The sequence below is a fragment of the Shewanella sp. DC2-4 genome, from assembly GCF_013248875.1.
Classification (GTDB): Bacteria; Pseudomonadota; Gammaproteobacteria; order Enterobacterales; family Shewanellaceae; genus Shewanella; species Shewanella oncorhynchi.
On sequence record NZ_JABRVR010000002.1, the window covers coordinates 500200 to 514828 of the forward strand.

Here is a 14629-nt window from a genome sequence, read left to right on the forward strand (position 1 = left end):
GGGAGACAATAATGTCTCCCTTTTCATTGGACATTATTCGGCGAAGAAGTACTAAGCTGTAATGAGCGTTACCCAATGTTGATATAAGGGTAAGCCAATTAGCACGTTAACCGGAAATGTGATCCCGAGTGAGGCTAGCATAGCCAGACCTATATTGGCTTCGGGGATTGCGGCACGAATGGCCGCAGGCGCTGCGATATAAGATGCGCTGGCACTTAATGCCGCTAACACTAAAATGCTGCCTGAAGGTAAGTCCAACCAAACGCCTACACCAATACCACACCAAGCCAATACAAAGGGCGCTACGGCGGCAAACACTAATAAGCGCCATTGTTTAAGTGGTAGCGGCAAACACACTTTGGCCGTTACTAAGCCCATTTCCAGTAAAAATAATGCCAGTAAGGTTTTGAACCCGCCTAGTAGCACAGGTGTAAGCGGCGTAAGTCCCGTTGGGCCGTAAAGCCAACCTATCACCACACCGCCAAGGAGTAATACAACGCCGCGGCTGGTTAAGGCTTCGTGCAACACGCTTGATTGAGTTTCATTTTTGGGTGATGTTTCAATTGCTTTTTTGGCACTTAAGTATCTGTGTAACCAGAGCATTACGACAATAGCAGGTAGTTCCAGCAGCACGAGATACAGGGTCGTTTCTGGCCTTAAGATCAGTCCAGATTTTTCAACCATAGCCATCACCACCGCAAAGGTTCCCGCACTGACGGAGCCGTAATGGGCGGCAATACTAATGGCATCGGTATGGCCAATGCGAACCAGCCGAGTTAGTACAGGGTATAAGGCCAAGGGGATAATCAAACCTAAAGCAACAACCGCTAACAGCTCAGTGATTACTAAGTTTTGGGTGTGACCGTGGAGCGCCATTCCGCCCTTTAAGCCTAAAGTGAGCATTAACAGTATGGATAGGGTTTCGTAGATCGCGGGGGGGACTTTAAGATCTGACTTCACTAGGCCAGCTAACAGGCCTAAGGCGAAAAATGCAATGACAATATCGGGCATGGGTATCTCATTAAGTTTGACTTTTAAGCGGTGCAAAACGCGCTTGTTTGTCGAGTGATCCTGATGGCTGGTGATTTTGGACCTAATTAGTTATATTGAAAAATAAATTGTTTACCACCTAGGTATAGATAATTGTCTATGGATAAGCGTTCGTCATCGACTCAGCTTAAATTGCGGCATTTGAGTTTTCGGTTACTGCAGGTGTATGTGCAAGTGGTGCGGTTAGGTAATATTTCCGCAGCGGCGAGGGCATTGCATTTAACTCAACCCACAGTGTCATTACAGCTTAAAAAACTGGCCGATGTGTTGGGCGAGCCATTACTCGAGAGTCGTGATGGTCGCATGTTACCGACCTTGATTGGTAATGAGTTGTACCGCGCAGCCTGCGATACCTTGAGTCGTTTTGAGGATTTCGATGCTTTTATGCAGCAGGCTAAAGGTGGCAGTGTCGGTCACATTAATATCGGTATTGTCACTACCGCAAAATACGTGTTACCACGGATTTTAGGGGCATTTTATCGGCAGTTTCCACAGGTTAAAGTGACCTTAAACATTGGTAACCGTGCCCATGTATTAGGCAGATTTGAACGTCAAGAAGATGATTTATACCTGTTCAGTCATCCTCCAAGTGGCGATAACGTGTTATCTGCACGCATCATCAAAAATCCGCTGCAACTGATTGCACCAAAGGAGCATTGGGCAGTGGGTCGTGAACAAGTGAATTTTAACGAGCTTAAAAATGAGCGTTTTATCGTTCGCGAACCGGGATCAGCCACCCGCTTAATGTTCGAGTCTTGGTGCAGCGGCCAAGGCATCACGCTCGGTGACACTATGCAAATCGAGAGTAATGAGGCGATACGCTTGAGTGTCGCGTCGGGCTTAGGTTTGTCGGTGATTTCGGCGCATACCTTGCAAGAAGGGCGCGAAAAACCTGCAATTCTAACTGTTACGGGGTTTCCGCTCGAAAGTAACTGGTATCTAGTTGGCCGTAAAGATCGCCGTTTGCCCTATGCCGCCATGCAACTAGTGGACTTTATGGCGGCGCATTTGGTCGAGTGTATCGAGCCAGAATGGGTTGCCACTGATATCAGTGAACTGGCTATGCACTTTAATCATGCACCGCAAACTCGATCCTAGCACTCTTGAGTCTCGCTTGTATTATGGAATGCTTTATTAAACTAGATCATAGCGTTATGCATTGAGGGTAACGGTTTAACACATCTTGTGCCATTACCCTCTGATTCCATTATAAAGTGATACTCTAGACTTTAAATCGCGTCAGTAGATTGTTCAGTTCAACGGCGAGTCTTGAGAGCTCATGTGCTGAGGCACTGGTTTGCTGTGCCCCCGCAGCACTTTGGCTGGCAAGATCACTAATATTCACAATGTTTTTATCGACCTCGCGTGCGACTTTCGCTTGCTCTTCGGCGGCGCTTGCGATGACCATGTTGCTGTTATTCATAGTACTGATTTGGCGATTAATCGTGTTTAATGCATCCCCTGCCAATCTTGCGACTGAGAGTGCCTGTTCAGCCTTTTGGCCGCTGTGCTGCATCGATTGCACAGCCGTTTCGGTGCCGTGCTGGATTTTGTTAATCATGTCTTCAATTTCACGGGTCGAGGACTGAGTGCGATGGGCTAGGGCGCGAACTTCATCAGCAACAACCGCAAAACCACGGCCTGTATCGCCCGCTCGCGCCGCTTCAATGGCTGCGTTTAAGGCCAGTAAATTCGTTTGCTCAGCAATGGCGCGGATCACATCGAGAACTTTGCCTATATCCCTCGCTTGAATCGCTAAGGTTTGAACAACCTGTGAACTTTGCGTTACATCCTGATTCATGTCGATAATGGCTGCGACTGTCTGATCTACCTGTTTTTTACCTAATTCGGTACTGCGGGCGGTTTCTTCAGAGGCTTCTGAAGCGAGCACCGCCGTATTGGCAACTTCATCTACTGCCGAACTCATTTCGGTAATCGCAGTTGCCGCTTGCTGTATTTCATCATTTTGTTGCTGTATGCCGCGGGAAGCATCTTCAGTGACTGAATTGAGTTCTTCGGCGGCGGAGGCGAGTTGGCTAGAGGAGTTTGCTATATGGGATAAAGTGTCACGCAGGTTTTGCTGCATTTCAGCTAATGATTGCATCAGTTGACTGGTTTCATCTTTACCCACTGTGCTGATTTTCTGCGTTAAATCCCCCCTTGCGACTGCCACTGAAATGCCTACAGCTTCCTTCATTGGCTGCACGATACTGCGAGTTAAAAATATTGCTACTACAAATGCAGCGATTAAGGAGCCCACTATCATAATGCTGTTTAGCCATTTACTCTCGTCGTAGGCTTGTGCAGTTATTTGACCTTGTTCCTTTGCATATTCAGTATTCAAGCTGCCAATGCTAATGAGCGTCTTTGTCATTTTTTCGGCTTGCACTATCATGACATCATCCATGATCCGTTTAGCTTCGGCTGCATCATTCGCCTGTAGCTTGCTGATCATCTCATCTTGATGCTTTAAATACAGATCAAGGCTGCCACTAAATTCTTGATAGAGCTCCTGCTCACCTGGCAGGCTAATTAAAGGCTCATAGTTTTTTTGATCCGTTTTAATACTCTGGCGGATTTGCCTTAATGTATCGAGTCCTTTGTTAAGTTCTGCTGCCGAATTTGCTAATAACAGGCGAAATGTAAACACCCTAGCGCGCATCACATTGAGGTTGATGCTCGACAGACTGACCAGCGTAGGTAGGGTATTATCTTCAATTTCTTCTGCAGTGGATCGCATGGATGACATCGTCTGTAATGACATGATTCCTTGAAGTAGCAACACAAGAGCAAGTAATCCAAACGCAGCAATTAATCGTGAGCCAATCTTAAATTGTCGTAACCACATAAGTTAATCGTCCCTGTATTTAAAAGAGTTCCGTTTAAGGCTGTTCTTAATATTTTCTAGCGAATACTTCGAACTAAGTGTCATGGCGCTTATTCAGAATCATGAGTCTTTAGTTGATTGCATAAACTATAGATTATATTTTTGAGCTTTTATGTTGCAGGTTGTAAATTTGATCGATTTAAACCTATAGGCTGTAAATTAGAACAATTGAAACTAAGTTACACCGTACCTTAAAACTCAAGGTTAGCAACAGCTAGAAGCAAATTGAACGTAATGAGTCATTTGGTTGTGTGGATTGAATCGATTATGGCAGATGGGTTTTATATTTTATGTATTTGATTTTTAATTATTATAATGTTTTTTCTGTACTAGTTTATCTATGGTTGCAGATTTTCAATTTAGGTACTTATTCATCTTTCTAGGCTTGTATCTGCAAATAGCGTATTTGACTTGTTATATTCTTAATGCATGAATTATCTTGTCACTAATTGTTTCTCGAATTTTTATCGTGATGGCTAACTTCTCGCTTATCAATATTAGGCTTTTGGTCTAACTCAACAGAGCGATAAATTGCTAATGTTTTACGGTCATTTACTTCGACTCATTTCTATTAATCGACTGTAGGTGCGGCGGAATTCAAAACTGAGTGCGCCACCTTGATAAAGTTCACTCAGTGGCACGTCGCAGCTGAGATATAAGCTGACATTTTGATCATATAACTCATCAATTAAGCTGATAAAACGCCGTGCTGGGTCGTCGTTGGCCGCATAGGAGAGTTTGCGCTCGCCCGTGGCTGCGGCTTGGTTATCACCTGTACCGTCCTCTGTGCCGCGGGCACGGATCCAGCCTTTTATTTCGCCGCCTAATTTGGGAACGCCGCTTACCATTAAGATCTTAAATCGGCTGGCTATTTCGATATAATCGAGTTGAGATCTCGGGCCGTCACACAGGGCATAAAAATCGAACCAAGCGACTGAGTTGCCTGTTGGTGCTATAGCGGCGCGGATCACTGGAATTTCACGGTTGCAGATGGTGAGGCTAGTATTACTCATTCTGCTATCACTAATGGCAGTAGCGCTCATATAGGGTGTATTTGGCGTTAACCCATTCACTAGCTTGTCAAAAATCTGCTCAAAATCGAGTGTTCCGGTAATGCCGATATTGCGGGAAATCGAGGCGTTAACTTCAGCGCTATCAATGCCAATCTCGTTGTTTAATGAAGCATTGATGGCGTGCATCCTATGGTCTTGGTTGCCATTGAGATGCAGCATTTGAGTGTGTGTTTGCAGCAGTTGGATGCAAGGTAAAAATCTGTGTCTAGCTAGGCCGTTCTCATATAAGCGCTCAATAGGAATATTTGAGGTGGCGACCAGTACCACACCTTGTTTGAATAGGCATTCAAAGAGCCCTGCGAGTATCATGGCATCGCCAATGTCCGAGACAAAAAACTCATCGAAACACAGCACCTTGCACTCTTTTGCGAGATTTTTAGCTATGAGAGTTAACGGATCTCGTTTACCCGAATGTTCGCGTAATGCTTGGTGAATCCGCGCCATAAATCGGTGAAAATGCAGTCTTAACTTGCCTTCACTCGGCAAACAATCGAAAAACAAATCCATCAGAAACGTTTTGCCCCGACCCACATCGCCCCACAGATACAGACCTTTGATTGCTTGTTTGTTGATAAGGGAAAACTGTGCTGAATGTGGCTGTAGCATCAACTGCTTAAATAGCACATCGAGCGCCAACACCGCCTGTTGCTGCGCGGGATCGTCAATGAGATCTATGCTCACCTTGGCGCGATACGCTTCAAGTGGTGTCACGATTGGGGTTATCGATTGCGAGCTAGCGGAGTTTGAATGTGCCATGTCGGGGTCTCGTTGGCGGTTTGTTTTCGGTGTTTGCTGCTAGTGTGTTCTTTAGCTTTGTTTTAGTGCGATATCAGCACTCACCTTTTTGAGGCATCCTGTTACTCATATTCAGGTACTCGGGAGCCATATGGCAAGCTGCGCAGGGTAACATAGTCGCTGACGTGACTTAAGTCCCGCTCTGGGGCTTAGGTCAAATACTAAGCGAAACCAGTGCTTTATTCTCGAGGACTTTTACCATAACATCTTTGTCACAAAAATAATGATATGGAATGAATCCTATGGCGAGTAAGGGCAATGGCATTACGGTTATCAGTGCGCAAACCTTGATTGAGGGCGACATTCAGTTAGAGAGCGCGGCATTCATTGCGGGTAAATTGCAGGGCAAGATTAGATCAGCAGGACAAATTAAGATCGAACTTGGCGGCGAGATCTCTGGTGAAGTCAGTTGTCATGAGCTGCGGGTTTGTGGCGTATTTCGCGGAAGAGTCTGTTGTAATAAGTTGATTATTACCAGTTCTGGTGTGGTTGACGGTGAAGTCGGCAGTCATCAGATGGAGATTTACGAAGGCGGGCAGTTTATTGGTCAGCGTATTAAAGGTCCTGAACTTGATGCCTTGCCGGACATGCTACAAGCACTCGCGCCAATAGCTCAACGCTCGGATGCGCATTTATATGCCAGTGAAAGCACTTTACTAAGAGGTGATCATCTGGCGATTCGCCCTTGGCTGTATGTTGCAGTGGCAACTGTCGTCATAGCGTTAGGTTTTAGTTTTGGACCCGAGCAATTGCGTGAGTGGTTACCGAATCTTAGTAACAGCCCGCTGAAAACTGAGGTGTCTCCGGCAATCGAGGGGCTTAAGGCCGTAAATGGTATGGCTCCTGAACAACCTGCTACGCCAAATAGCGCGAATGCCGACAATATGGCGGTATTACCGGCAGATGATCCTGATCCGCAGATCATGCAGCAGGATTCGGCGATGGAAGATTTACAACAAATGGAACAAGGCCATGAACAGATGACGCAGGGTGATAATGGCGCACCGCGTGCCAGCGACAGTGCGACCAATAAGCTCTAATTTGTCGATCGCGCATTTGAATCTTTTAGAAGGATTATTTGGCTTTAGTTGTCAGTTAGGCCAACCTTGACCCTTTCAAACAGCCACTCTGGTAGCTTGGTTTTTAAGTCAGGAAGAATTCGATCAACATCGCCCCGCAAAATAATCAATGGATTACCACTAAAAGCCGCGTTTGCTAACTGTTGTAGCCTTTCGGGCGTTAGAGCCTGTAATCCTGCATTTAGCTGCTGAACTTCAATTTGAGTTAATCCTGTCGCGACTTGGTGGATATATTGGTTTTCACGTTGAATGCTGTTGTCTTGGCTGAGCAAATCTTCACCGATCAAATAGGTTTTAAGCGCATCGATTTCACCTTGGCTAACACCTTGCGTCTTAACGAGTGTTAGGTGATCTACTATCCCCACCACAAACGCGCCCGTATGTTCTATGGCTGTACTGCCATAAAACTTGATGCTGCTGGAGAGCGGTGCATTGGCGCACTGGCCGTAGATGCCATAGGTGAGGCCGCGTTTTTCCCGTAAATCATAGTAGAGTCTGCCCGAAAAACTGCGGCCCATGAGTGCGGATAAACTGCGGCAGCTTAAGGCGACTTCCTGTGGGTTCAGTTGCTGCTGAGTTGATGCATCACTTAGGACATGATCTATGGCATAACCTAGGCGGACTTGGGTTTGCACGCTGCCCGGCGCATCAATAAGGTAAATCCTCTTGATTTGCTGAGGCTTTACTGTCTCTGCTTTATCCGCTTTCCACACTGAATTAGGCAATAATGGCCACAGTTTAAGGCTAGCTTGAAGGTCAAATTTAGCGTTATTTGCCAAAGAGTTGGGTAGAAAAAGATGCCACTGTGCTTGTGTTACCGCCTGCTGTTGGATTTGTTGCAGTTGCCTTAGGCTGAGCGAATCGAACAATGCATTATTATTGATCACTCTATTGTAGGGATGTTCTGGGCCGAGCAGTTTATCGCGCCACACTTTATCTATCTCGGCGCCACTAAAGGCGTTTAAGTGTTTATTGAGCTTGAGTTGACGGCGAATATTGTCGACATCGACGGGGGTGGTTGTCGCATCAACAAAGGCATCTGGCTGCCAAAATTGCAGTAGTAAGCCGTAGATATGGTTAACATCGTCGGGGCAAGTGAGGCTTAAATTAATGCTGTGCAAGCTGACACGCATATTGAAAGTCTCAAGACAGGGATCTGCGCGGCTAATGGCAAGTGCGCGGGCCTTTTCTTGAAAGGCAATCTGTAAAATATCAGGATTATTGAAGGGAACTTGCGGGCTCACTGCCGCTAAACTGACCCTGTTGCTCACACTGTTATTCATTTGAAGTGAGGCAAGGCGATGTAACTGATAGGGTAAATCCAATTCGGTATGGGCTTCATCGGTAAAAATTTCATCCGTTACGGGGATAATGACGCCGCTTTTGAGTAAATGATTGTTCAAAGAGCTAGGCAAAGAATGGGCTAAAGAGTTTGGCGTTTCAAAATGGGCTAAACTCGGCGGTTCGCTCGGCGTGAAGATGATTTGCGTCTGCTGGCAGGCGTTTAGTGATAAAGCCACAGCGCAGAACATTAAGCCTTGTAGCTGCTTTGACATTGTCTGAGTCGTCATAATACCGCATCCTCTAAACTGTCACTCATATCGTTAGGCAGCCATTCCAGTAGCGTTTTACCCCAGCGAATATACCAAGGTGGCAGTAGGTCGACTCGGACATAATCTTGGTTGAAATACCGTTTTGCAACGCTTTGGATATCGTCGGCCGTGACTGCGTTGATCCGTTGCCACTGCGCGGTAAAGGGATGGTCTTTATCTTGAGCCGACGTTGCGGAAAGCTTGATGGCTAAGGCCTGTGTGTCATCCAGTTGTTGTAATTGATTGTTTAACCACACTTGTTTAAGTGTGCAAAGACTTGCTTCATCAAGAGCATCTTGCTGCGTTTGTGCCACAAGTCCCAATACTTTTTGCACTAAGGCATCGAGTGAGGTCCGTGCCCGTGGAACCAGGACGATATTCGCTATGCCATGATTTTCTAACTCAAAGGGCAGGGAGTAGCTGAGCATTTGTTCGGGATTATGCAGACTGAGTTTAGCGAGTGCACTGGCGGTGTTTTGAAATAAATAACCTTCTAGCAGCCGAATTGCCGCAGCATCGGGGTGATCTTTACCTACTGTATGCCAAGTGAGCAGTAATCCGGGCCAAGGTCCGCGCTCATCCACTAACTCAGCATGTACTTGTTTAGGTTGGATTGTTAACTCAGAAAATTCAGGTTCAGCAATCGTTGGCCTAGACCAAGCCGCAAAATTTTGCTCTATCCATTGTCGGGTTTGTGGGCTTAGTTTGCCGACAAGGGAAAGCTGCATCGCATCGGGACGATAATAAGCACGGTGAAAGGCCGTTAGGTTTTCTGGCGTGGCTTGCAAGATATCTTCGCGGCTGCCAATAATACCGTGACCGTAGGGAGTGCCTTTTACTTGCTCGAGTAAAAACGCCATCGCGCTGCGGATATAGGGCTGATTATCTATGGTTTGTGCCATTTCCTGCAGTACGGTTTCCTGTTGATTTTTAACCGTAGTGGCGTTAAGGCTAGGGCGGATAAAGCGATCGGCTTCGAGATATAAGCCCAGTTCTAATGCTTGGTTTGGCAGCGTCACATAGTAGTTGGTGTAGTCAAAATGCGTGCTGGCATTAAAACGTGCACCTAAAGCACTGAACTGCTGAGCATAGGTATCGCCGGGGGCATTTTCACTCCCTTTAAACAACATGTGCTCAAACAGATGGGCGTAACCACTCTGACCTTGGGCTTCGTTGCGGGCGCCTAAATTAAATTGGCTGGCGACTGTGACTGTTTGTTTATCTGCTATGGGCAGTAATCGCACAGTCAGGCCATTTTGTAGTGTATAGGTCTCTATATTCGCTTCGAGCGCATATAAGGCTTGTGCATCTTGCTCGGCGTGGCATTGGGCCTGTAGCGTATGACTGAAAACACTGGCCGAAAGGGCGATAAAAAAGGTGATTTGAGTGTTCATAAGTGCGTCCTGCCGAGCTTATTTTTTAATTTGTTAAATGTCTTACTCAAGCTGGATACCATTAACGACAGGCAATTGATACATTCGCAGGTATCGATACAGATTGCACCACTGTCGACGACTGCTCGGATTTCATCGAAATCAGTTGAATAGCATTCAGTTTTTGAAAAGAACTGCTATGATGGCACAGTTCTTTTTCTGGCATAAGTACAAGATATGGTAAGCAGATCTCCGTTCGAATCCTTTCAGTGGAAAAGCGATATTTTTAACTGTGAAAGCACTGATATTGATAATTTCTATCTGCTGCTTGAGCAGGAAATGACCCGTTTGGGCATGGTTGAGAAAACATTGGGTGAAGTGGGTAAATACGATGTTAGCTTGTATCAGTCACCGGCCGCTAAGTCAGGCTTACCTTCTTTATTGATCAGCACAGGATTTCATGGCGAAGAATCTGCAGGCCCATGGGGTTTGTTGCATTTTTTGAGTGAAGCTTCAGCAGACCTATTTGAACGGGTGAACTTGAGTTTATTGCCTCTCGTCAATCCTACTGGATTCAGTCGTGGTCATAGATTTAATAAATACGGCGAAAACCCAAATCGTGGTTTTGTATTTGAGAACGGTAAACCTAAAGCGAATGAACATACATCGGTTGAAGGTAAGCTATTGTTAGAGCACGCACAGTTACTGCTTGCTGCGAGTCGAGACGGTATTTTAACTTGCCATGAAGATGTCTTGAGTCGTGAAGCCTATGTGTATTCTTTTGAGCCAAGCCAAGTGCCTGGACGTTTTAGTCTCGATCTGCGCGATACTTTAGGTGGTTATTTCCCGATTGCGGTAGACGGTGAGATTGATGGGTGTCCTGTTAAGGATGGTTTGATCTTCAATCATTTTGATACGTCTTTTGAAGCTTGTTTAGTACGAAGTGGTGCTCGTGTAGGTGCTTGTACTGAAACGCCTGCGTTGCAAAACTTCGATCAACGCGTATTAGCAAACAGTGCTGCTATGACTCACTTCTTGGCTCTGTGTGCACCTTTATGTGATTGATATGTTAGTCTATTACGTTAGTGAACAGCCTGACATGACAAAAAAATACCCGCAGATTGCGGGTATTTTTTTAGGTGATATTCGCCAGTGAATTATTGATTAATTCGCATTGGCACACCAGTACGTTCATCGAGTAGCTTCTTGATCACAGAAGAATCAGTGTCAGCTTTAGCGATAAACTTAGCGATCTCTTTTGGCAGTGATATCGCAACGGGCTCATTTGATTCAAACTCCGCCACAGTGCGAGACAATGGTTGATGCACGGCTAAGTAGCGTTTACCGTCTGGCTCTTCGGTTGCTTTAATCGGCTGGTTCACAAATTGTACCCGGGTTCCCACTGGTACAGTCTTGAATAGATGTTCGATATCTTCATGGCGTAAACGCACACAACCTTGACTGACACGCAAACCGATACCGAAACTTGCGTTAGTACCGTGAATCGCATACAAGTTGCCGATATACAGCGCATACAGTCCCATAGGGTTATCTGGACCCGCTGGCCATACCGCTGGCAGGATTTCACCTTTAGCAGCATATTCTTTACGAATGCGCGGTGTGGGTGTCCAAGTTGGATTCGCACGCTTGCGTTGTACAGTGGTCACCCAGTTTTCTGGTGTGTCTTTACCTATTTGGCCAATACCAATAGGCAACACTTCAACAGTCTTTTTGCCTTTTGGATAGTAATACAACCGCATTTCAGCCACGTTGATCACTATGCCTTCACGGGGAGCGTTTGGCAGGATCAATTGCAATGGAATGATCAGTTGGCTACCTGGTTTTGGCAGAAATGGATCCACACCGGGGTTAGCTTCGAGTAGGTTACTGAGACCAAGTTGGTATTTGGCTGCGATATCTTCGAGAGTGTGTTTACCCTCTGGAACCGTATAATACTGGTTCTCGCCAATTAGCCTGCTTTGGGCGGCTGGTAAAGGATATTCCGTTGCTAAAGCGGACAGACTAGGGAAAACCAAAGTCAATAATAAAGCTGTGGTGCGAAGCATACTCATAAGCGGATACTACGATTCCTGTTAATAAAAAAGCGTGTTTAACGCAGCTTTCTCTCTTAAAACGAGAGCGGCAATTTGACGAGCAAAATGCACTGGCGCGCGAAGCTCGCATCCTTCCTTATTTTGGACATTATTTCAACTGAAATATGATCAGTACGGCGGATTTATCGCTTAATTTTTTGTTTTAACGGTTTTCCTTGGCGGCGTCAATTGCCAGTATTTAGTCTTGTCGTTAAAACCTGCTGTACTCAATTATCTTGTGTATGCCTTCCTGCTTGATGAAAAATATTTGCAGTGTTAACCAATCTAAAACGTGTCTGTTGAAATGGCGAGCATGTATGGCGTTACTGGAACTGAATTGATTTGTTTTGGGAAAACAGTGTGTGGTCCTTTTCTCACAAGGCTATTGCTCATCGGATAAAGTGAGTTTAAATCATCTCATTGGCAAATAAATGGAGTTAAAACAATTAGCTTAAGGATAATGGTCAAATATTCACCCTTTACACGACATTATTTTATCTGACACTAAATTGGCTATGATACCGTTAGTTTATATAGGTTTGTGAGCTGAGTTTTGCTTGAATGATTTGAGTTTACGTTCAGTTTGTTATTTTTAACTATTTGATATTTATTTATTTTAATGCTTATTAAGTCGTGTGGTGATGTTCTGCTATCCTTTAGGTTTTACGTTAGCCTTTATCTAAAGGTTAATAGAAAGTTGGTTTTATGACATTTTTTATGTAGATGATTGAAATTTAATATTTAACGCTCCAATAATTCGATATTTTTGTGCTAATATAAAATCATAAAATTGTGAGTTGAGTCATTTTTAACCTCGGTGATTTGTCTATCGTTTAACTAAACAACCTGTATTAAGGAGGCGTTTGTGGATGCAGATTCCATCAATAGTTTTTTTCTGATTGGCGCCTTGCTTACAGCAGTGAGTGTTTTACTTAGTCCTATGTCTTCCCGTTTGGGCATCCCTATTTTATTGATTTTCCTCGCTGTGGGTATTTTGGCTGGCGAAGATGGACTTGGTGGAATCCAGTTTGATGATTATTCAACTTCCTATTTAGTCAGTAACTTAGCCTTAGCGATTATTTTACTCGATGGCGGTATGCGCACCCGCGTTGCCAGTTTTAGGGTGGCGCTATGGCCTGCATTATCGTTGGCGACCTTTGGCGTTGCCATTACGACCAGTATCACCGGCATGATGGCCGCATGGTTGTTCGACTTGCATTGGTTGCAAGGTTTGCTGGTGGGCGCGATTGTGGGCTCGACCGATGCCGCCGCGGTATTTTCTCTGCTTAAAGGGCGTAGCCTTAATGAGCGGGTTGGTGCGACCTTAGAAATTGAGTCCGGCAGTAACGATCCCATGGCGGTATTCTTAACCGTAACCTTGATTGCCATTCTTGCCAATGTCGACAGTGAGTTGTCCTTCAGCTTTATGCTTATTAGCTTTATTAAGCAATTTGGTCTGGGTATTTGTTTAGGTTTGGGCGGCGGCTGGATGCTGTGGAAGCTCGTCAATTTAAGCAAGTTAGCTGATGGTCTGTACTCTATTTTAGTTTTAAGCGGTGGTCTGATTATTTATGCTGCGTCCAACAAACTGGGTGGTAGCGGTATTTTGTCGATTTACTTAGTGGGTCTGTTCCTCGGCAATAAGCCAACCCGTGGCCGTCATGCGATTTTGAACGTACTGGATGGTATGACTTGGGTCAGTCAAATCGGCATGTTCCTCGTATTAGGGTTATTGCTTACCCCTTCAGATTTAGTCGATATCATGATCCCAGGTTTTGCTCTGGCATTCGGAATGATTTTATTTGCTCGCCCTGTCGCCGTATGGATCAGTCTATTGCCGTTTAAGAGCTTTAGCAGTCGCGACCGCTGGTTTATTTCTTGGGTGGGGTTACGCGGCGCTGTGCCTATCATCTTAGCAGTATTCCCTATGATGGCGGGCTTACCGGGTGCTCAGTTGTACTTCAACTTAGCCTTCTTCGTTGTATTAGTGTCGTTGCTGGTTCAAGGTGCATCTTTGACCACTGCGGCGCGTTTAGCTAAGGTGGAACTGCCCCCAAAGCCGTTACCCGTTTCGCGCTCGGGAGTTGAAATTTACCCGAGCAGCGAATGGGAAGTGTTTGTCTATCGTTTGAGTGAAAGTAAGTGGTGTATTGGTGAGCCACTAAAGCGCTTGGCTATGCCAGATGGGACACGGATTGCGGCGGTATTTAGGGATGACACTTTGTTGCATCCATCGGGTAGTACTCGCCTCGAAGCGGGCGATATACTCTGTGTGCTGGGTCAGGAGAAAAGTTTAGAAGCCTTGAGTAACCTCTTTAGCCAAGCGCCAGAAAATAAAGAAGTACAACGATTCTTCGGTGATTTCTTTATTGAAACAGACGTTAAGCTTGCGGATCTCGCGCCTATTTATGGTTTGAGTTTAGATAATCTCGCTGATGATATGACAGTCGCAGACCTTGTGGTATCTCAGCTTGGCGCCAATCCTGTACTTGGGGATCAGTTCCACTGGCAATCGTTGCATTGGGTGGTGGCGGGGCTATATGAAGGCAAAGTCACTAACGTAGGTATTCGTTTACCGACTGAGAATGCGCTCTAATCCTATGTGCTAGATGGTCCTTACTATCGAAAGTTACCATAAAAAATGCCAGCTTATTTGCTGGCATTTTTGTATTCAAAGCTAATTGAGC

10 protein-coding genes are annotated in these 14629 nt (G+C 45.4%); 4 read left to right on the forward strand and 6 right to left on the reverse strand.

The genetic code is table 11. The features are described 5' to 3' along the window. Window positions 1-51: 51 nt before the first annotated feature. On the reverse strand, window positions 52-1011 hold the full coding sequence (locus tag HQQ92_RS02840; RefSeq protein ID WP_173242947.1) for a sodium-dependent bicarbonate transport family permease: 960 nt from the start codon (window positions 1009-1011) through the stop codon (window positions 52-54). A gap of 138 nt (window positions 1012-1149) precedes the next feature. Here HQQ92_RS02840 and HQQ92_RS02845 point away from each other — a divergent pair, with 138 nt between their 5' ends. Further along, window positions 1150-2148: a LysR family transcriptional regulator gene (locus HQQ92_RS02845; protein WP_173242949.1), complete on the forward strand. Its 999-nt coding sequence runs from the start codon at window positions 1150-1152 to the stop codon at window positions 2146-2148. A 124-nt stretch (window positions 2149-2272) separates the two neighbouring features. Here the strand turns inward: HQQ92_RS02845 and HQQ92_RS02850 are convergent, their stop codons facing one another. Together HQQ92_RS02850 and zapE are read right to left on the reverse strand one after the other, a co-directional pair. Further along, window positions 2273-3898, reverse strand: a complete 1626-nt coding sequence (locus HQQ92_RS02850; protein WP_173242952.1) for a methyl-accepting chemotaxis protein — start codon at window positions 3896-3898, stop codon at window positions 2273-2275. 587 nt (window positions 3899-4485) lie between these two features. Next, window positions 4486-5766 (reverse strand): cell division protein ZapE, encoded by a 1281-nt coding sequence (gene zapE / locus HQQ92_RS02855; RefSeq protein ID WP_173242955.1) that lies wholly within the window; start codon window positions 5764-5766, stop codon window positions 4486-4488. Between the two features lie 281 nt (window positions 5767-6047). On the opposite strand from zapE, the gene HQQ92_RS02860 reads away from it, so the two are divergent. After that, window positions 6048-6845 carry a polymer-forming cytoskeletal protein gene (locus HQQ92_RS02860; protein ID WP_173248554.1) on the forward strand — a complete coding sequence of 266 codons (798 nt, stop codon included), beginning with the start codon at window positions 6048-6050 and terminating at the stop codon, window positions 6843-6845. Window positions 6846-6889: 44 nt separating this feature from the next. Here HQQ92_RS02860 and HQQ92_RS02865 read toward each other — a convergent pair whose 3' ends face one another. Then, window positions 6890-8455 carry a pitrilysin family protein gene (locus HQQ92_RS02865; protein ID WP_249195686.1) on the reverse strand — a complete coding sequence of 522 codons (1566 nt, stop codon included), beginning with the start codon at window positions 8453-8455 and terminating at the stop codon, window positions 6890-6892. Further along, entirely contained in the window at window positions 8452-9870 is a 1419-nt protein-coding gene (locus HQQ92_RS02870) for a pitrilysin family protein (RefSeq protein WP_173242958.1), read from the reverse strand. The genes HQQ92_RS02865 and HQQ92_RS02870 overlap by 4 nt, the downstream gene beginning before the upstream one ends. A 216-nt stretch (window positions 9871-10086) precedes the next feature. On the opposite strand from HQQ92_RS02870, the gene HQQ92_RS02875 reads away from it, so the two are divergent. Continuing rightward, complete coding sequence (locus tag HQQ92_RS02875) at window positions 10087-10914, forward strand: M14 family metallocarboxypeptidase (protein WP_105251567.1); 828 nt, start codon at window positions 10087-10089, stop codon at window positions 10912-10914. Between the two features lie 92 nt (window positions 10915-11006). Here the strand turns inward: HQQ92_RS02875 and HQQ92_RS02880 are convergent, their stop codons facing one another. Further along, window positions 11007-11921 (reverse strand): L,D-transpeptidase family protein, encoded by a 915-nt coding sequence (locus HQQ92_RS02880; protein ID WP_105251568.1) that lies wholly within the window; start codon window positions 11919-11921, stop codon window positions 11007-11009. 886 nt (window positions 11922-12807) lie between these two features. On the opposite strand from HQQ92_RS02880, the gene HQQ92_RS02885 reads away from it, so the two are divergent. Next, window positions 12808-14538, forward strand: a complete 1731-nt coding sequence (locus HQQ92_RS02885; protein ID WP_105251569.1) for a potassium/proton antiporter — start codon at window positions 12808-12810, stop codon at window positions 14536-14538. Window positions 14539-14629 lie beyond the last annotated feature (91 nt).